This is a genomic window from Pseudomonas azerbaijanoccidentalis, assembly GCF_019145495.1.
In the GTDB taxonomy this organism is placed as follows: Bacteria; Pseudomonadota; Gammaproteobacteria; order Pseudomonadales; family Pseudomonadaceae; genus Aquipseudomonas; species Aquipseudomonas azerbaijanoccidentalis.
This window is the reverse complement of sequence record NZ_JAHSTU010000004.1, coordinates 328,570-346,099: the sequence shown is the minus strand read 5'-3', so window position 1 is coordinate 346,099 and position 17,530 is coordinate 328,570. Positions and strand designations below refer to the sequence as shown.

Below are 17,530 nucleotides of genomic sequence, written 5' to 3'. Positions count from 1 at the left end.
CCTACAGAAGTTATTGCATTACTCCTGCACGAACTTCGCGCTGACATACGGCGAGTAATCCGCCAGCACCGTCTCAACCTTCCCTTGTTCCTTCAAGAACTTCGCCGTCTCGCCAATCGCCTTGGCCGTGCCGCCTTCCAGCAGCGCGCTGGTTTGCTGTGCCTTGGCATCGGGGAAGGCAGAGCCGGCGAGTAACTCCGGCACGTCGGCCGCGTTGGCACCGGTCAATTTGGCGATTTTCTGCACCGGGGCCGAATCGACCGTCCAGTTGGCTTTATGCGCGGCGTAATCAGCAAAAGAGTCGAGCGTGACCTTGGCGAACTTGGCTATTACCTCCGGGTGCTTCTCGGCGTAATCCTTGCGTGCGACCCAGACTTCGAAGGTTGGAGCACCCCATTGGCCGACCTGCGCTGCATCGGTCAAGGTCTTGCCGGTCTTGCGAATTTCCCCCAGCGCCGGCGACCAGACAAACGCGCCATCAATGTCCCCACGCTTCCAGGCCGCAGCGATTTCCGCCGGTTGCAGGTTCACCACTTTGACTTTCGAAGCGTCCAGGCCCCAGTGCTTGAGAGCGCCGAGCAGGCTGTAGTGAGAGGTCGAAACGAACGGCGTGGCGATGGTCTTGCCGATCAGATCTTGCGGTTTTTCGACGCCACTGCCATTGCGCACCACCAGGGCTTCCGCTGCGTTGATCTGCGCAGACACGAGGAACGCAACAATCGGCAGATTACGCGAAGCCGCCGCCGCCAAAGGGCTGGAGCCGAGGTTGCCGATCTGCACGTCACCGGACGCTATCGCAGTGACCACTTCCGGCCCGCTGTTGAACCGGCGCCAGTCGATGGGTTGGCCGATGGTCTTTTCGTACAGGCCATCCGCCTGCGGAACCTTGCTTGGATCGATACCAGTTTGGTAGCCGACGGTGAGGTTCGCCGCGTGGGCGGAGAAAGAAATTATTAGCGATACACAAACTGTAACAAAGGGCTTGGATAGTGCGCGCTTGGTCGTCATGGCGAGGGCCTGTTCGATTGGTTTTGTTTCGGAATTGTTTCCAAACCTAATCGATCTAAAAAACCACTAATAAATACCTTTTAGGAATTAGCTTATGTGCCACCCGCTCTAGTCCGGGGGGACGATGGCAGTGACCTAAATTCCTAAACGGTATGAGAAAAGAATCCACCTATTCTTTTCAGGTTTGTGACGAACTCATGACCCTGCATGGACCAAAAAACTGGGGATTAGACTATGGTCGTAGACACACATGGTTACGATTGACTTGTGAGTCACGGTACGGCGCTAATCGCGCATCTTAGGATTTTGGGCAACGACCCGAGACCAGGAACACAAGAATTAGAATCGAGAGGAGCTTCACAATGAACAAGTCCACCTTGGCTTTGGCCGTGGCCGTAGGGGTTTTGGCGCAGCAGGCAGGCGCCGCAGGTTTCATCGAAGACAGCAAGGCTTCCGTTAGTTCGCGTACCTATTATTTCGACTCCGATAGACGTGAAGGCGCCAGCACTCCTGCCAACCGTCAACGAGAGGCCGCTGAAGGTCTCAAGTTCGATTACCAGTCGGGCTTCACCCAAGGTGTCGTAGGTTTCGGTATTGACGCCCAAGCCCTGGTGGGTATCCATCTGGACGGCGGCAAGGGCCACCACCCGGACAACAACTCCTTCAACCCTAGCGACACTGATCAGTCGGCAGAGAGCTCGTGGAGCCGTGCGGCGGCGAACGTCAAGGCACGCTTCTCGAAAACCGAGGCTCATCTGGGTGGCGCTCTGCAGCCAAACATGCCAATCCTGATTGCGAACGACAGCCGCGTGCTGCCGCAAACCTTTGAGGGTGGCACCATCTCCTCGAAGGAAATCGACAACGTAACCTTCAACCTAGGTCAGTTGGAGCACGCGACCGGTCGCGCGTCGTCCAACTCTACTGGTCTGGCGGTCGCTACCATTGGCAATGCCAAAGAAAGCAACCAATTCCGTTACGCCGGTGCTGACTGGAAGGTCACCAAAGACCTGATGCTGCAGTACTACTACGCGAACCTGGAAGACTACTACAAGCAGAATTTCCTCGGCCTGGTGCACGTTTACCCAATCGCGCCAAACCAGTCGTTCAAGACCGATCTGCGTTATTTCGACAGCAGCTCCGATGGCAAGAACGGCACTGCTGGCTACATGTTCAACAACAACAACGGTTACGCCAAGAATGTGGGTGAGGTCGACAACAAAACCTGGAGCGCCACGTTCACCTACACTCTGGGCGGCAGCGCGTTCCTGCTCGGTCACCAGCGTGTCAGCGATGACGGCGGCTTTGTCTTCCTGAACCAGGGCAACGTAGTTGACGGTCGAGGCCGTAACGAAGGCGCCGGGGGCGCTAGCTTCTACTCCTTCACCGATGCCACCGTTGGCAGCTTCATCCGTGCCGGTGAAAACACCACCTACGGTCAGTACTCGTACGACTTCGCTTCGTTGGGCGTGCCAGGCTTGAAAGCTTCGGCTGCTTACCTGTATGGCCAGGACATCAAGGCCACCAATGGCGTGGGTGACGACCTGAACGAGCGTGAGACGGACCTGCGTGTGGACTACGTGATTCAAACCGGCCCACTTAAAGGTTTCGGCACCACGCTGCGTCACGGTATGTACCGTGGTAACACCAGCACCCTAGATGAAGACCAAACTCGTCTGATCTTCAACTACACCTACAGCTTCATGTAATAGCGTTTCCCCTCCAAAAAGAACCTCACCCACCGGTGAGGTTTTTTTTGGGGATAATTTCAATATTCCATAATGTTTGCTGATGCTTATTTTTTATTCTTTTTAGCTTTTTTCTCCAGCGCTTACAGTACGGCCATCCGACACGCACCGTAAGCCTCGGATCGAGCTTCAAATCCCCCTCGAGATAAAACGATTCAGGAATCGGTTTTTTCTGCCGATACCCCGGGTCTGTGTTGTCGGGGCTTATTTCCCAATGCGATTAAAACCAACTCAACGATTCTTTTAAGGATTATGAAGAGGTATCCTGCGCGCCCAAAAAATGACCGGTCAAAACGGTCAGGCGCGAACGACGCGTCTGCGGATCCAGGGCATTCGACCCAGGACCAGCAACACAAGAATTAGAAAACGATAGGAGCGAAACAATGAACAAGTCCACCTTGGCCCTGGCAGTGGCCGTAGGGGTTTTGGCGCAGCAGGCAAGCGCCGCCGGTTTCATCGAAGACAGCAAGGCAACATTGGGGCTGCGCAACTTCTACATCAACCAGGACTTCCGTGACGGCACAGGCGACGTCCCGAACAAGTACGAGGAATGGGGCCAAGGCTTCGATCTGCGCTTCATCTCCGGCTACACCCAAGGCACCGTCGGTTTCGGTGTTGATGCGATCGGCCTATTGGGCGTGCGTCTGGATTCGGGCGGCGGTACCAGCGGTGCAGTGAATAACTCTTACGGCGGTACTGTTTTCCCAAGCAAATCCAACGGTGAAGCGGTCGATAACTTCTCCAGCCTGGGCCTGACCGCCAAAGCCAAGATCTCTCAGACTGAGCTGAAGCTGGGCACCCTGCAGCCAAAACTGCCTGTGATCGTGACCAACGACGGTCGTCTTTTGCCGCAAACCTGGCAGGGTGGCCAAATCACTTCCGGCGAGATCAAGGATCTGACGCTGACAGGCGGCCAGATCGAACACGTCAAGGGCCGTAACTCCAGCAACAATGAGCAGTTGTCCATTGGTGGCGCCAACGCGCGTGTCGCCAACAGCAACAAATTCATCTACGCCGGCGGTGACTACAAACTCACCAAAGACCTGACTGCCCAGTACTACTACGGCAACCTGGAAGACTTCTACAAGCAGCACTTCCTGGGTCTGGTACACAACTGGGCAATCGGCCCGGGCGTACTGAAGTCGGATTTCCGTTACTTCAACAGCTCTGATGATGGTGCCAACAGCAATACATCGGCGTACTTCAGCAGCGGCAACTACAACGGTGTGCCAAGCGGCAGAGGTAAGGTCGACAACAATCTGTACAGCGCTCTGTTCCTGTACACCGTGGCCGGCCACACCTTCGGTGGCGGTTATCAGGTCAGCAACGGCAGCAGCGACTTCCCGTGGTTGAACCAGGGCGACGGTTCGTCGAACTACACCATCACCGACTCGCAAATCCAGAAGTTCGGTCGTGCCGGCGAGAAAACCTGGCAAGCACGCTACTCCTATGACTTCGCCAAAGTCGGCGTACCTGGCCTGACGGCGGGTGTGGTTTACCTGCACGGCGATGACATCGACACGGTGAACTCTTCAGGTCGTCAACTGGCTAACGGCGCTTCCGAGTGGGAGCGCGACGTGACCGTGGGTTACGTTGTTCAGTCCGGCGCGTTGAAGAACCTGGGCCTGATGTGGAAAAACGCCACCTGGCGTACCGACCTGCCGAGCACCCGCTCCCAGGACGAAAACCGCCTGATCGTCAGTTACTCGATCCCGCTGTTGTAATAGCGCTCGGTAACCCAGGCAAAAAAAAGCCCCTCCCGGCATCACGCCGGGCGGGGCTTTTGCGTTTCAAGGCGGGGTCACCCCCGTAATCCCGCCTTGAAATTCCCTTCTTTTGCAGCAACTCAAGGCCTTCTCGAACCTTGTGGCCGATGTTCGGCGGGTTGCGCACGCACGTCCAGTGAACAGATCTTTAATATTTCTTTTGGGTCTAAATAAATCGATATTTATTCTTTTTAATAGATAAAAAACACAGGCACAGTGAGCTCAACCAGAACTCAAAAGGAGCAGCACCATGGGCCTCAGACTCGGCGATATCGCCCCCGATTTCGAACAGGATTCCAGCGCCGGTACCATCCGGTTCCACCAGTGGCTGGGCGATAGCTGGGGTGTGCTGTTTTCCCACCCGGCCGACTTCACGCCGGTGTGCACCACTGAGCTCGGCTTCACGGCCAAGTTGAAAGATGAATTCGCCAAGCGTGGGGTCAAGGCCATCGCCCTGTCGGTCGACCCGGTGGACTCTCACCACAAGTGGATCGCCGACATCAACGAAACCCAGAACACCGTCGTCAACTTTCCGATCCTCGACGATGCCGACCGCAAGGTCTCGGACCTCTACGACCTGATCCATCCGAACGCCAACGACACCCTGACGGTGCGCTCGCTGTTCGTGATTGACCCCAACAAGAAGGTTCGCCTGACCATCACTTACCCGGCGAGCACCGGCCGCAACTTCCATGAAATCCTGCGGGTGATTGATTCTCTGCAGCTGACCGACAACTACAAAGTCGCCACGCCGGCCAACTGGCAGGACGGCGACGAGGTGGTGATCGTGCCGTCGCTCAAGGATGAAGAAGAAATCAAACAGCGCTTTCCCAAGGGCTATCGCGCGGTGAAGCCGTACTTGCGCCTGACACCGCAGCCGAATCGTTGAAGATCAAAAGATCGCAGCCAGGCCGGTCCATGTAGGAGCTGCCGCAGGCTGCGATCTTTTGAAGGTATCCACAAAGCAGGGGTTTCAGGCCGTTTCGACGGCCTGTTTTTTTGCCTGGAAGAAACCGCCCTGTATATCTCTTTAAAGAATAACCAAATGAATAAATATGATTTATGGATATATAAATCACCTGTTAAGGTCACTCCATCAAAGCGAGATCGCAAGCCGCGAATCGCCTGCACCCTTTAAGGAATCGTCTGAATGCTGGTCGTCTCACTCGGTGGCAGTCCCAGTCAGCGCTCCCGTTCCGGGGTTCTGCTGGATCGCTCCCAACGTTGGCTACAAGAGCAGGGCGTGGAAGTGGTGAGTTACCAGGTACGGGACTTCCCGGCCGAGGACTTGCTGCATGCACGTTTCGACAGCCCCAAGGTGGTCGACTTGCTGCAACAGATTGAAAACGCCGATGGCCTGTTGATTGCCACCCCGGTGTACAAGGCTTCGTTTTCCGGCGCGCTGAAAACCGTATTGGATCTGCTGCCCGAACGTGCCTTGAGCCACAAGGTGGTGTTGCCAATGGCCACCGGCGGCAGCATCGCCCACATGCTCGCGGTGGATTACGCGCTCAAGCCGGTGCTGTCGGCATTGAAAGCCCAGGAAATGCTTCAGGGGATTTTCGCCGTCGACAGCCAGATCGCCTACGGCGAAGGCAGTGCCCTGGCGCAGTTGGCGCCGGAGCTGGAACAAAGACTGAATGAATCGCTGGAGCTATTTTTCAGCGCCATGGCGCGACGGCCCAAACCGCTCGATCCAAACCTGTTGAATGAACGTTTGTTGAGTGCTCGCTGGAGCATTTAAGCCAAAACCCGAAATTGATCTACTGGCCTTACTCGCCCGCCAACGGGCAAGCAGGTGCAGCCAAAACCCAACTGCAAATAGGAGAGCGCCATGCGCCCTGTCATTTTGCGTCGTGGTCTGGTCGCTCTGTTTGCTGCGGCTGTCACCTTCGGCGCCATTACTCAAGCTCAAGCTGAAACGCTACGAATCGGCTATCAGAAGTACGGCACTCTGGTGCTGCTCAAAGCCAAAGGCACCCTGGAAAAACGCCTCGCCGCCCAAGGCGTGGACGTGCAATGGACCGAATTCCCCGGTGGCCCGCAACTGCTCGAGGGCCTGAACGTCGGCTCGATCGACTTTGGCGTGACCGGCGAAACTCCTCCTGTATTTGCCCAAGCGGCAGGCGCTGATTTGCTCTACGTCGCCTACGAACCGCCTGCGCCTCACAGCGAAGCGATCCTGGTGCCGAAAAACTCGCCGATCAAATCGGTGGCAGAGCTCAAGGGCAAGAAAGTCGTGCTCAACAAAGGCTCCAACGTGCACTACCTGCTGGTGCGTGCGCTGGAAGACGCCGGCCTCAAGTACACCGATATCCAGACTGTATTCCTGCCACCGGCCGATGCACGTGCTGCCTTCGAGCGCGGCAGTGTCGATGCCTGGGTGATCTGGGACCCATACCAGGCGGCCGCCGAACAACAACTGCAAGCGCGCACCCTGCGCGATGGCAAAGGCATCGTCGACAACCATCAGTTCTATCTGGCGACCAAGCCTTATGCGCAAAAAAATCCCGAGGTGATCAAGGCCCTCGTGGACGAAGTGCGCGCGGTGGGTGAGTGGTCCAAAGCCAACCCTGAAGACGTCACCAAACAAGTCTCGCCGCTGCTCGGCCTGCCGGCGGACATCACCCTGACCTCGGTGAAACGCCAAGGCTACGGTGCACTGTTCCTCACCCCGGAAGTGGTCGCGGCGCAACAGAAAATCGCCGACAGCTTCTACCAACTCAAGCTGATTCCCAAGCCGCTGAGCATCAAAGACGTGATCTGGACGCCACCGGCGGCCGTTGCCAAAGCTCAATAACCAAAGCCCTGCAACATTCGATTCCCCAAGGAGACCACTCCATGAGCCTCAACATCTTCTGGTTCCTGCCTACCCACGGTGACGGCCATTACCTTGGCACCGCCGAAGGCGCTCGCGCCGTTGACCACGGTTACCTGCAACAAGTCGCGCAAGCGGCGGATCGACTGGGCTTTGGCGGCGTGCTGATTCCCACCGGCCGTTCCTGCGAAGACTCGTGGCTGGTGGCTGCGTCGCTGATTCCGGTGACCCAGCGTTTGAAGTTTCTGGTCGCCCTGCGCCCCGGGATCATTTCCCCGACGGTGGCGGCGCGTCAGGCGGCCACGCTGGATCGACTGTCCGGCGGGCGTGCGCTGTTCAACCTGGTGACGGGGGGCGATCCGGAAGAGTTGGCCGGTGACGGTCTGTTTCTTACTCATGAAGAGCGCTATCAGGCTTCGGTGGAATTCACCCGTATCTGGCGCCGAGTGCTGGAAGGCGAAACCGTCGATTACGATGGTCAGCACATCAGTGTGAAGGGCGCCAAGCTGCTCTATCCGCCGATCCAGCAGCCGCGTCCACCGCTGTACTTTGGCGGCTCGTCGGAAGCGGCGCAGGACCTCGCCGCCGAACAGGTCGAAATGGTTTTGACCTGGGGCGAACCACCGGCCGCGGTGGCCGAGAAGATCGCACAGGTTCGGGCCAAGGCCGCGAAACTCGGGCGTACCGTACGCTTCGGCATTCGCCTGCATGTGATCGTTCGTGAAACCAATGCGGAAGCCTGGCAAGCGGCGGACCGACTGATTTCGCACCTGGACGACGAGACCATCGCCCGTGCCCAGGCATCCCTGGCGCGCTTCGATTCCGTCGGCCAGCAACGCATGGCCGCGCTGCATGGCGGCAGCCGCGACAACCTGGAAGTCAGCCCGAATCTCTGGGCCGGTGTCGGCCTGGTGCGCGGGGGTGCCGGTACGGCGCTGGTGGGCGATGGACCGACCGTGGCGGCACGCGTGAAGGAATACGCGGACCTTGGCATCGACACGTTCATCTTCTCCGGTTATCCACACCTGGAAGAGTCGTATCGCGTGGCCGAGTTACTGTTTCCGCATCTGGACATCGAGCGTCCAGAATTGCCGAAAAGCGCCGGTTACGTCAGCCCGTTTGGTGAGATGGTCGCCAACGACATCCTCCCCAAAGCTGCGTCCCAGAGCTGAGGCGCGCCATGAAAAAAATTATCCACAGCCTCGCGCCCTGGGCGTTGCCGGTATTGCTGTTGGCGGTGTGGCAGTTGTCGGTATCGGCGGGCTGGTTGTCGACACGGATTCTGCCGGCGCCAATCGCCGTGATCGAAGCCGGTGTGAGCCTGGTCCGCAGCGGCGAGATCTGGACACACCTGGCCATCAGCGGCTGGCGCGCAGCGTTGGGTTTCGCCATTGGTGGCGGCATCGGCCTGACCTTGGGTTTTATTACCGGTCTGTCGAAATGGGGCGAACGCCTGCTCGACAGTTCGGTGCAGATGATCCGCAACGTGCCGCACCTGGCGCTGATTCCGCTGGTGATCCTGTGGTTCGGCATCGATGAGTCAGCGAAGATTTTCCTGGTGGCGCTGGGCACATTGTTCCCGATTTACCTCAACACTTATCACGGCATCCGCAACGTCGACCCGGCGCTGGTGGAAATGTCGCGCAGCTACGGTTTGTCCGGTTTCAGCCTGTTCCGTCAGGTGATCCTGCCGGGGGCGCTGCCCTCGATTCTGGTCGGCGTGCGTTTCGCGTTGGGCTTCATGTGGCTGACGTTGATCGTGGCGGAAACCATTTCCGCGAGCTCCGGCATCGGCTATCTGGCGATGAATGCCCGGGAGTTCTTGCAGACCGACGTGGTGGTGCTGGCGATTCTGCTGTACGCGGTGCTCGGCAAACTGGCCGACCTCGCCGCCCGTGGACTTGAACGTGTGTGGCTGCGCTGGCATCCGGCCTATCAGGTTGTAAAAGGAGGTGCCGCATGACCGCTCAACAACCTCCACGCCTGCTGCGCGGGATTCCGCTGGCCGTGCGCAAACTGCAAAAAACCTTTGGTTCGCGGCAGGTGCTGCGCGAGATCGATCTGCATATTCCGGCGGGGCAGTTCGTTGCCGTGGTCGGTCGCAGCGGTTGCGGCAAAAGCACCTTGCTGCGCTTGCTGGCCGGTCTCGATCAGCCTACCGGCGGTGAACTGCTGGCCGGTTCGGCGCCGTTGAGCGAAGCGCGTGAAGACACTCGCCTGATGTTCCAGGAAGCGCGTTTGCTGCCGTGGAAAAAGATCATCGACAACGTGGGTCTGGGGCTCAAAGGCAACTGGCGTCCCAAGGCTTTGGAGGCGCTGGAAGCGGTGGGTCTGGCGGATCGCGCCAACGAGTGGCCGGCGGCGTTGTCCGGTGGGCAGAAGCAACGTGTGGCCCTGGCCCGTGCGCTGATTCATCAACCGCGCCTGCTGTTGCTCGACGAACCTTTGGGCGCGCTGGATGCCCTGACCCGAATCGAGATGCAGCAACTGATCGAACGGCTCTGGCAACAGCATGGCTTCACCGTATTGCTGGTGACCCACGACGTCAGTGAAGCGGTGGCGATTGCCGACCGGGTGATCCTGATCGAAGACGGCGAAGTCGGCCTCGATCTGCACGTTGAGCTGCCGCGCCCTCGGGTTCGTGGCTCACATCGGCTGGCAGCGCTGGAAACCGAAGTCCTCAACCGCGTGCTGTCACTGCCCGGCCAACCGCCGGAACCGGAACCTGTTTCACCCTTGCCGACGCAATTGCGTTGGGCTCAGTAACTCAAGTCTTATTCAACGACAGGAATCAACATCATGACTATCAAAGCCATCAACGTACGTAACCAGTTCAAAGGCTCCATCAAGGAAATCGTCCTCGGTGACGTGCTCTCGGAAATCGACGTGCAGACCGCTTCGGGCATCGTTACTTCGGTGATCACCACGCGTTCGGTGAAAGAGCTGGAACTGGCGGTGGGCAGCGAAGTGATTGCGTTTGTGAAATCCACCGAGGTGTCGATCGCCAAGTTGTAAGCCATGCGGGCAAACAACAACCCCGAAGGGTTTTAGCCCTTCGGGGTTTTTTTGATTAGTCAGGATCAAAAGATCGCAGCCTTCGGCAGCTCCTACATTGGAATGTGTACAGCCGTAGGAGCTGCCGAAGGCTGCGATCTTTTAAAGCGCAGCGCGCTTGTGCAAATACGGCGGCAAATACAACCCAAGGTAAGCATCAAACACCCGCATCCCTTCCTCGGCCATGCGCGGCGTGATCTGCCCATGCTGCTGCACCGAGCGCGCGTACACCCGGTCGCCCAGTTCCATGGCCAGGGCAAACACATCGACATCCTCCGGCAGCTTCGGCAGTTCGAAGTGGTGATCGAAGAGTTTGTGCATCAGGTCGCCCAGTTCGATGTCGTGCTGACGGTCGGCCTGAGTGACTTCGGTCAAACCATGCTGGGCAAGGATCAATTGGCGAGCGGCGGCATCCTCGCCGTAGATGTCGAGCATGCGCTGTTCCACCAGTCGCGACAGGTCACGCCAGCCGGTCAATGCGTCATGGTCGATGGGCGCTTGCAGGCAGGCGCGGAAGGCGGCGTGGACGTCGGCGGTCAGCGCTTCGAGCAGCGCCGGGACGCTGGCGAAGAAGTGGTAGACGGAGGAGGGCGGGATCTCCGCACGTTCGGCGACACTGTAGATCGACAGACTGGCCACGCCCTCGGCGGCCAGCAGCGTGCGGGCGGCGTCGAGTATCGAATCGATCCGGGCCTGGCTGCGGGCGCGGGGTTTTCGGGGAGTGGCTACGCGTGTCATTGGAGTCTCCTGCGGGGCAGCGGGCATTGTACGAGCAGGTATCTGTGTTGTCTGCCAGGACGCCATCGCTAGCAGGCTAGCTCCCACAGGATTTTCGGTGTACACAGAATTTATGTTCACTGGAGATCAACTGTGGGAGCTAGCCTGCTAGCGATCCGCCGCAGGCGGCCATAAAAAAACGCCATTGGCCTTATCAGCCAATGGCGTTTTTTCTACTGCAACCACTTAAACGGTATGCAGGTACCAGTTGTACTCAAGGTCGGAGATGGAGTGTTCGAACTCCTCCAGCTCGCTCTCTTTGCACGCGACGAAGATATCGATGTATTTCGGATCGATGTACTTGGCCATGACTTCGCTGTCGTCCAGTTCGCGCAGTGCATCGCGCAGATTGTTCGGCAAGCTCTGCTCGTTCTGCTCGTAGCTGTTGCCTTCGACCGGAGCGCCTGGCTCGATCTTGTTGGTCAAACCGTGATGCACGCCTGCCAGGACCGAAGCCATCAGCAGGTACGGGTTGGCGTCGGCACCGGCGACACGGTGCTCGATGCGCACGGCATCGGCAGAGCCGGTCGGTACGCGGATCGCCACGGTACGGTTGTCCAGGCCCCAGCAAGGCGAGTTCGGCACGTAGAACTGTGCGCCGAAACGACGGTACGAGTTGACGTTCGGGCAGAGGAAAGCCATCTGCGCCGGTAGGGTCTCGAGCACACCGCCGATCGCGTGACGCAGTGCGGCGTTCTGCTCGGGATCCTCACTGGCAAAAATATTTTTGCCATCTTTGTCGAGAATCGAGATGTGGACGTGTAAACCGTTGCCCGCTTGGCCCGGGTAAGGCTTGGCCATGAAGGTGGTGTCCATTTCATGGTCGTAGGCGATGTTCTTGATCAGGCGCTTGAGCAGGACTGCATAGTCGCAAGCCTTGATTGGGTCGGCCACGTGGTGCAGGTTCACTTCGAACTGCGCCGGGGCACTTTCCTTGACGATGGCGTCGGCCGGGATGCCTTGCTCTTTGGCACCTTCCAGAATGTCCTGGAGGCAGTCGACGTATTCGTCGAGGTCGTCGATCAGGTAGACCTGTGTCGAGTGCGGGCGTTTGCCGGAAACCGGCGAGCGCGGCGGTTGCGGTCGACCGTTTACGTTCTCCTGGTCGATCAGATAGAACTCGAGTTCGAACGCGGCGCAGATGGTCAGGCCCATTTCGTCGAACTTGCGCACGACATTGGCCAGCACTTCTCGCGGGTCAGCGAAGAAAGGTTCGCCTTCGAGTTCGTGCATGGTCATCAACAGTTGCGCGGTTGGGCGCTTCTGCCATGGCTCGTTGCACAGGGTATCGGGAATTGGATAGCAGATTCGGTCAGCATCACCGATGTCCAGGCCCAGGCCGGTGCTTTCCACCGTAGAGCCATTGATATCCAGAGCAAATAGAGAGGCCGGCAGGTTGATGCCTTTCTCGTAAACCTTGTGGAGGCTGGTGCGTTCGATGCGCTTGCCGCGCACCACACCATTCATATCCGCAATCAGAAGGTCAACGTACAGAACCTCAGGATGTTCCTTAAGGAACGCGTTCGCTTCGTTAAGCTGAACGGCACGCGGGGGTACCGACATGATGCAACACCTTTGTTGTTAAAAATATCAATCATTGATCTTTTCGGATTCCAGTCAACCCGAACGGCATGCCGAAGTCAAGCGAGGCCTTTTTTGCCCTAAAAAAGCGCTCGCGTGGCTTTTTTGAGGCACTTTGGGGCGTTTTTATGCCCTTGGCCTCTATGGCGCCCGCAGGTTTGAGCGGGCCGTGTTGTATTTTTTACGGGGGTGTTGTGTAAAAAAATGAACAAGGCTAAGCTCGAATCAAACCCATAACAGCAATAATACCGGGGTGCTTCATGTCTCGCCTGCCGATAATCGGCGTCACCGACTGCTCAAGACAGATCGGTCAGCATGCTTATCACATGAGTGGCGACACTTGCGTGCGCACCGCGGCTATAACCGTTACGGATCTGCCGGCGAACCTCACGTCCCCGACAGTTCGAGCGTTCCCGTCCGATATTCTGGACGGCCTCGATGGCACCCCCATTACGGTTACTCCATTCAATATAGAACCGATTCACAATAGCGGCTCAGCCATTGCGCAGGGCTCCGCTCGCGATTCTGCACGCCTGGCATTTGCCGTGCTAAGCGTGAAGAACACGATAGCCTGTCGCAAACCCGTATTTCAACGCGACGCCGATGCGTCAACTATCGCCTGACTCCCACGAGTCCGGAAACTCAAAGCCTAGAGGCATTTATGAGTAACAACCTCGACCAGCTCACCGATTGGTTGAAAGACCACAAGATCACAGAAGTCGAATGCATGATCGCCGACTTGACCGGGATCACCCGGGGCAAGATTTCGCCGACCAACAAATTCATCGCCGAAAAAGGCATGCGCCTGCCAGAAAGTGTGCTGTTGCAGACCGTGACCGGCGATTACGTCGAAGACGACATCTATTACGAACTGCTCGACCCGGCCGACATCGACATGATCTGCCGTCCCGACCAGAGCGCGGTGTACGTGGTGCCTTGGGCCATCGAGCCGACCGCCATCGTCATCCACGATACCTACGACAAACAAGGCAACCCGATCGAGCTGTCGCCGCGCAACGTGCTCAAGAAGGTCCTCAAACTCTATGCCGACAAGGGCTGGCAGCCGATCGTGGCGCCGGAAATGGAGTTTTACCTGACCAAGCGCAGTGACGACCCGGACTATCCGCTGCAGCCGCCAATCGGCCGCTCCGGTCGCCCGGAAATCGGTCGTCAGTCGTTCTCCATCGAAGCGGCGAACGAGTTCGATCCGCTGTTCGAAGACGTCTACGACTGGTGCGAACTGCAAGAGTTGGATCTCGACACGCTGATCCACGAGGACGGCACGGCGCAGATGGAAATCAACTTCCGTCACGGCGATGCCCTGTCCCTGGCCGACCAGATCCTGGTGTTCAAGCGCACCATGCGCGAAGCCGCGCTCAAGCATGACGTGGCCGCCACCTTCATGGCCAAGCCCATGACCGGCGAGCCGGGCAGTGCCATGCACTTGCACCAGAGCATCATCGACCTCGAGACCGGCAAGAACATCTTCTCCAATGAAGACGGGACCATGAGTCAGCTGTTCCTGAACCACATCGGTGGTTTGCAGAAACTCATCCCCGAGTTGTTGCCGCTGTTCGCGCCCAACGTCAACTCGTTCCGCCGCTTCCTGCCGGATACGTCGGCGCCGGTGAACGTGGAGTGGGGCGAAGAAAACCGTACCGTGGGCCTGCGGGTACCGGATGCCGGGCCGCAAAACCGTCGGGTGGAAAACCGCCTGCCGGGTGCCGACGCCAACCCGTACCTGGCCATTGCCGCGAGCCTGCTCTGCGGTTACATCGGCATGGTCGAAGGCCTGAACCCGAGCGCACCTGTGGTGGGCCGTGGCTATGAGCGCCGCAACCTGCGCCTGCCACTGACCATCGAAGACGCGCTGGAACGCATGGAAAACAGCAAGACCATCGAGAAATACCTGGGCAAAAACTTCATCACTGGCTACGTCGCGGTCAAGCGGGCCGAGCATGAAAACTTCAAACGCGTGATCAGTTCGTGGGAACGGGAATTCCTGCTCTTCGCCGTCTGATGCGCCGGGCGCCGCCGATGCATTGCGGCGCCTTCACCTGGATTTTTTAGGAGATTCGTATGACCAGCAACAACCCGCAAACCCGTGAATGGCAAACCCTGAGCAATGATCACCACCTGGCCCCATTCAGCGACTTCAAGCAGCTGAAAGAGAAAGGCCCGCGGATCATCACCAACGCGAAAGGCGTTTACCTGTGGGACAGCGAAGGCAACAAGATTCTCGATGGCATGGCCGGCCTGTGGTGCGTGGCGATCGGTTATGGTCGCGATGAACTGGCCGATGCCGCCAGCAAACAAATGCGCGAACTGCCTTACTACAACCTGTTCTTCCAGACCGCGCACCCGCCGGTACTGGAACTGGCCAAGGCCATCGCCGACATCGCGCCGCAAGGCATGAACCACGTGTTCTTCACCGGTTCCGGTTCCGAAGGCAACGACACCATGCTGCGTATGGTCCGCCACTACTGGGCGATCAAGGGTCAGCCGAACAAGAAAGTCATCATCAGCCGCAAGAACGGCTATCACGGTTCCACCGTGGCCGGCGCGAGCCTCGGCGGCATGACCTACATGCACGAACAGGGCGATTTGCCGATCCCGGGCATCGTCCACATCGCTCAACCGTACTGGTTCTCCGAGGGCGGCGACATGACCCCGGAAGAGTTCGGGATCTGGGCGGCCAATCAGCTGGAAGAGAAGATTCTGGAAGTCGGCGTCGACAACGTCGGTGCCTTTATTGCCGAGCCGATCCAGGGTGCTGGCGGCGTGATCATTCCGCCAGAGACCTACTGGCCGCGCATCAAGGAAATCCTCGCCAAGTACGACATCCTGTTCGTGGCTGACGAAGTGATTTGTGGTTTCGGCCGCACCGGTGAGTGGTTCGGTACCGATTTCTACGGCCTCAAGCCCGACATGATGACCATCGCCAAAGGCCTGACCTCCGGCTATATCCCAATGGGTGGCCTGATCGTGCGTGACGAAGTGGTGGCAGTCCTCAACGAGGGCGGTGATTTCAACCACGGCTTCACCTACTCCGGTCACCCGGTGGCTGCTGCAGTGGCGCTGGAAAACATCCGCATCATGCGCGACGAGAAAATTGTCGAGCGCGTGAAGACAGAAACGGCACCGTATTTGCAAAAGCGTCTGCGGGAACTGAACGATCATCCGCTGGTGGGTGAAGTTCGCGGGGTGGGTCTGTTGGGGGCCATCGAACTGGTTCAGGACAAGGCCACGCGCAAGCGCTACGAAGGCAAGGGTGTGGGCATGATTTGCCGGCAGTTCTGCTTTGATAACGGGCTGATCATGCGTGCCGTGGGCGACACCATGATCATCGCGCCACCGCTGGTGATTACGCCGGCGGAAATCGATGAGTTGGTGACCAAGGCACGCAAGTGTCTGGACCTGACCCTGAGTGCGTTGCAGGGCTAAGTGCTAGGCTCTGAGCGAAGGAGCCGTGGCACCTTCGCTCGGAGCAGTCAGAAAGGTTGGCCTTTTCTTGAAAGACCGCCTCGGATCTTGCCAGACTAGCCGCGGTTCCAGTTGTCGGGGTTCGGCCGCTGAACAAAGTGGTTCAAAAAAGAAAAATTTGGAGCATTAACGCATGAAGGCATTAGGCAAAAAGCTTGCTGGCAAGACTCTTCTCGCCATGTCCCTGATGGGCATTATGGCGGGCGCGGTTCAGGCGGACGACAAGGTGTTGCACGTCTACAACTGGTCCGATTACATCGCACCGGACACCATCAAGAAGTTTGAAGACGAGTCGGGCATCAAAGTGGTCTACGACGTTTTCGACAGTAACGAAACCCTGGAAGCCAAGTTGCTGGCAGGCAAGTCCGGTTACGACATCGTCGTACCGTCGAACAACTTCCTGGCCAAGCAGATCAAGGCTGGCGTTTACCAGAAGCTGGACAAATCCAAACTGCCTAACTGGAAGAACCTGAACACCGACCTGCTCAAGGCCGTGTCGGTCAGCGACCCGGGTAACGAGCACGCCTTCCCGTACATGTGGGGCTCGATCGGTATTGGTTTCAACGCCGAGAAGGTCAAGGCTGCACTGGGTGCCGACGCACCGACCAACTCCTGGGACCTGCTGTTCAAACCTGAAAACGCCGCGAAGTTGAAATCGTGCGGTATCAGTTTCCTCGATTCGCCAACCGAGATGATTCCGGTGGCGTTGCACTACCTGGGCTATCCAACCGACAGCCAGGACAAAAAACAACTGGCTGAAGCCGAAGCGCTGTTCCTGAAAATCCGTCCTTCGGTCGGTTACTTCCACTCGTCCAAATACATCTCGGACCTGGCCAACGGCAACATCTGTGTGGCCGTGGGTTACTCGGGTGACATCTACCAGGCTAAATCGCGCGCCGCCGAAGCCGGTGACAAGGTGAAAGTCAGCTACAACATTCCGAAAGAAGGTGCCGGCAGCTTCTACGACATGGTTGCCATCCCTAAAGATGCCGAAAACGTCGAAGGCGCCTACAAGTTCATGACCTTCCTGCAGAAGCCGGAAATCATGGCTGAAATCACCAACGCCGTACGCTTCCCGAACGGTAACGCGGCCGCCACGGCGCTGGTTGATAAAGAAATCACTGCCGACCCAGGCATCTATCCGCCGGCTGACGTGCTGGCCAAGCTGTACGCGATTGCCGACCTGCCGGCCGCGACCCAGCGGATCCTGACTCGCAGCTGGACCAAAATCAAATCCGGTAAGTAAGTCATAAATCCCTGTAGCAGCTGCCGCAGGCTGCGTTCAACTGCGAAGCGGT

16 protein-coding genes are annotated in these 17,530 nt (G+C 58.0%); 13 read left to right on the top strand and 3 right to left on the bottom strand.

Annotation, left to right across the window (positions count from 1 at the left end):
• Window positions 1-18 precede the first annotated feature (18 nt).
• Window positions 19-1,008 carry a taurine ABC transporter substrate-binding protein gene (gene tauA, locus KVG88_RS15760; RefSeq protein WP_150701833.1) on the bottom strand — a complete coding sequence of 330 codons (990 nt, stop codon included), beginning with the start codon at window positions 1,006-1,008 and terminating at the stop codon, window positions 19-21.
• 362 nt (window positions 1,009-1,370) lie between these two features.
• Between tauA and KVG88_RS15755 the strand changes: the two genes are divergently transcribed.
• The 9 genes from KVG88_RS15755 (at window position 1,371) to KVG88_RS15715 (ending at window position 10,352) form a co-directional block, all read left to right on the top strand.
• A complete protein-coding gene (locus KVG88_RS15755; RefSeq protein WP_217871977.1) occupies window positions 1,371-2,714 on the top strand; it encodes an OprD family outer membrane porin in 1,344 nt (447 codons plus the stop codon).
• Window positions 2,715-3,136: 422 nt separating this feature from the next.
• Window positions 3,137-4,477, top strand: a complete 1,341-nt coding sequence (locus KVG88_RS15750) for an OprD family porin (protein WP_217871976.1) — start codon at window positions 3,137-3,139, stop codon at window positions 4,475-4,477.
• Between the two features lie 292 nt (window positions 4,478-4,769).
• On the top strand, window positions 4,770-5,408 hold the full coding sequence (locus KVG88_RS15745) for a peroxiredoxin (protein ID WP_150701830.1): 639 nt from the start codon (window positions 4,770-4,772) through the stop codon (window positions 5,406-5,408).
• A gap of 261 nt (window positions 5,409-5,669) precedes the next feature.
• Window positions 5,670-6,263 carry an NADPH-dependent FMN reductase gene (gene ssuE / locus KVG88_RS15740; RefSeq protein ID WP_056854060.1) on the top strand — a complete coding sequence of 198 codons (594 nt, stop codon included), beginning with the start codon at window positions 5,670-5,672 and terminating at the stop codon, window positions 6,261-6,263.
• A 90-nt stretch (window positions 6,264-6,353) separates the two neighbouring features.
• Window positions 6,354-7,319 carry a sulfonate ABC transporter substrate-binding protein gene (locus KVG88_RS15735; protein WP_217871975.1) on the top strand — a complete coding sequence of 322 codons (966 nt, stop codon included), beginning with the start codon at window positions 6,354-6,356 and terminating at the stop codon, window positions 7,317-7,319.
• 41 nt (window positions 7,320-7,360) lie between these two features.
• Window positions 7,361-8,509 carry an FMNH2-dependent alkanesulfonate monooxygenase gene (ssuD, locus tag KVG88_RS15730; RefSeq protein WP_150701828.1) on the top strand — a complete coding sequence of 383 codons (1,149 nt, stop codon included), beginning with the start codon at window positions 7,361-7,363 and terminating at the stop codon, window positions 8,507-8,509.
• An 8-nt stretch (window positions 8,510-8,517) separates the two neighbouring features.
• On the top strand, window positions 8,518-9,300 hold the full coding sequence (ssuC, locus tag KVG88_RS15725) for an aliphatic sulfonate ABC transporter permease SsuC (protein WP_150701827.1): 783 nt from the start codon (window positions 8,518-8,520) through the stop codon (window positions 9,298-9,300).
• A complete protein-coding gene (ssuB, locus tag KVG88_RS15720; protein ID WP_095196294.1) occupies window positions 9,297-10,103 on the top strand; it encodes an aliphatic sulfonates ABC transporter ATP-binding protein in 807 nt (268 codons plus the stop codon). The genes ssuC and ssuB overlap by 4 nt, the downstream gene beginning before the upstream one ends.
• Window positions 10,104-10,136: 33 nt before the next feature.
• Window positions 10,137-10,352, top strand: coding sequence for a TOBE domain-containing protein (locus KVG88_RS15715; RefSeq protein WP_007967989.1), 216 nt, complete (start codon window positions 10,137-10,139; stop codon window positions 10,350-10,352).
• Between the two features lie 141 nt (window positions 10,353-10,493).
• On the opposite strand, the gene KVG88_RS15710 is transcribed toward KVG88_RS15715, so the two are convergent.
• Together KVG88_RS15710 and KVG88_RS15705 are read right to left on the bottom strand one after the other, a co-directional pair.
• Entirely contained in the window at window positions 10,494-11,129 is a 636-nt protein-coding gene (locus tag KVG88_RS15710; protein WP_217871974.1) for a TetR/AcrR family transcriptional regulator, read from the bottom strand.
• Between the two features lie 225 nt (window positions 11,130-11,354).
• Entirely contained in the window at window positions 11,355-12,731 is a 1,377-nt protein-coding gene (locus tag KVG88_RS15705; RefSeq protein ID WP_053163627.1) for a glutamine synthetase family protein, read from the bottom strand.
• A gap of 278 nt (window positions 12,732-13,009) precedes the next feature.
• Here KVG88_RS15705 and KVG88_RS15700 point away from each other — a divergent pair, with 278 nt between their 5' ends.
• The 4 genes from KVG88_RS15700 to KVG88_RS15685 all read left to right on the top strand — a co-directional run bounded on the left by KVG88_RS15700 (window position 13,010) and on the right by KVG88_RS15685 (window position 17,478).
• On the top strand, window positions 13,010-13,372 hold the full coding sequence (locus KVG88_RS15700) for a gamma-glutamyl-gamma-aminobutyrate hydrolase family protein (protein WP_150701825.1): 363 nt from the start codon (window positions 13,010-13,012) through the stop codon (window positions 13,370-13,372).
• A gap of 38 nt (window positions 13,373-13,410) precedes the next feature.
• Complete coding sequence (locus KVG88_RS15695) at window positions 13,411-14,769, top strand: glutamine synthetase family protein (protein WP_217871973.1); 1,359 nt, start codon at window positions 13,411-13,413, stop codon at window positions 14,767-14,769.
• 59 nt (window positions 14,770-14,828) lie between these two features.
• Window positions 14,829-16,193, top strand: a complete 1,365-nt coding sequence (locus KVG88_RS15690; protein WP_150701823.1) for an aspartate aminotransferase family protein — start codon at window positions 14,829-14,831, stop codon at window positions 16,191-16,193.
• A 172-nt stretch (window positions 16,194-16,365) separates the two neighbouring features.
• Window positions 16,366-17,478 (top strand): polyamine ABC transporter substrate-binding protein, encoded by a 1,113-nt coding sequence (locus KVG88_RS15685; protein ID WP_150701822.1) that lies wholly within the window; start codon window positions 16,366-16,368, stop codon window positions 17,476-17,478.
• Window positions 17,479-17,530 lie beyond the last annotated feature (52 nt).

Bases quoted from the DNA above. Each gene is read 5' to 3' on its own strand.
- KVG88_RS15705 (WP_053163627.1), bottom strand. From the start codon at position 12,731: ATGTCGGTACCCCCGCGTGCCGTTCAGCTTAACGAAGCGAACGCGTTC.
- KVG88_RS15690 (WP_150701823.1), top strand. From the start codon at position 14,829: ATGACCAGCAACAACCCGCAAACCCGTGAATGGCAAACCCTGAGCAAT.
- ssuE (WP_056854060.1), top strand. From the start codon at position 5,670: ATGCTGGTCGTCTCACTCGGTGGCAGTCCCAGTCAGCGCTCCCGTTCC.
- ssuB (WP_095196294.1), top strand. From the start codon at position 9,297: ATGACCGCTCAACAACCTCCACGCCTGCTGCGCGGGATTCCGCTGGCC.
- KVG88_RS15715 (WP_007967989.1), top strand. From the start codon at position 10,137: ATGACTATCAAAGCCATCAACGTACGTAACCAGTTCAAAGGCTCCATC.
- ssuC (WP_150701827.1), top strand. From the start codon at position 8,518: ATGAAAAAAATTATCCACAGCCTCGCGCCCTGGGCGTTGCCGGTATTG.
- tauA (WP_150701833.1), bottom strand. From the start codon at position 1,008: ATGACGACCAAGCGCGCACTATCCAAGCCCTTTGTTACAGTTTGTGTA.
- KVG88_RS15710 (WP_217871974.1), bottom strand. From the start codon at position 11,129: ATGACACGCGTAGCCACTCCCCGAAAACCCCGCGCCCGCAGCCAGGCC.
- KVG88_RS15745 (WP_150701830.1), top strand. From the start codon at position 4,770: ATGGGCCTCAGACTCGGCGATATCGCCCCCGATTTCGAACAGGATTCC.
- KVG88_RS15695 (WP_217871973.1), top strand. From the start codon at position 13,411: ATGAGTAACAACCTCGACCAGCTCACCGATTGGTTGAAAGACCACAAG.
- KVG88_RS15735 (WP_217871975.1), top strand. From the start codon at position 6,354: ATGCGCCCTGTCATTTTGCGTCGTGGTCTGGTCGCTCTGTTTGCTGCG.
- KVG88_RS15755 (WP_217871977.1), top strand. From the start codon at position 1,371: ATGAACAAGTCCACCTTGGCTTTGGCCGTGGCCGTAGGGGTTTTGGCG.
- KVG88_RS15685 (WP_150701822.1), top strand. From the start codon at position 16,366: ATGAAGGCATTAGGCAAAAAGCTTGCTGGCAAGACTCTTCTCGCCATG.
- KVG88_RS15700 (WP_150701825.1), top strand. From the start codon at position 13,010: ATGTCTCGCCTGCCGATAATCGGCGTCACCGACTGCTCAAGACAGATC.
- ssuD (WP_150701828.1), top strand. From the start codon at position 7,361: ATGAGCCTCAACATCTTCTGGTTCCTGCCTACCCACGGTGACGGCCAT.
- KVG88_RS15750 (WP_217871976.1), top strand. From the start codon at position 3,137: ATGAACAAGTCCACCTTGGCCCTGGCAGTGGCCGTAGGGGTTTTGGCG.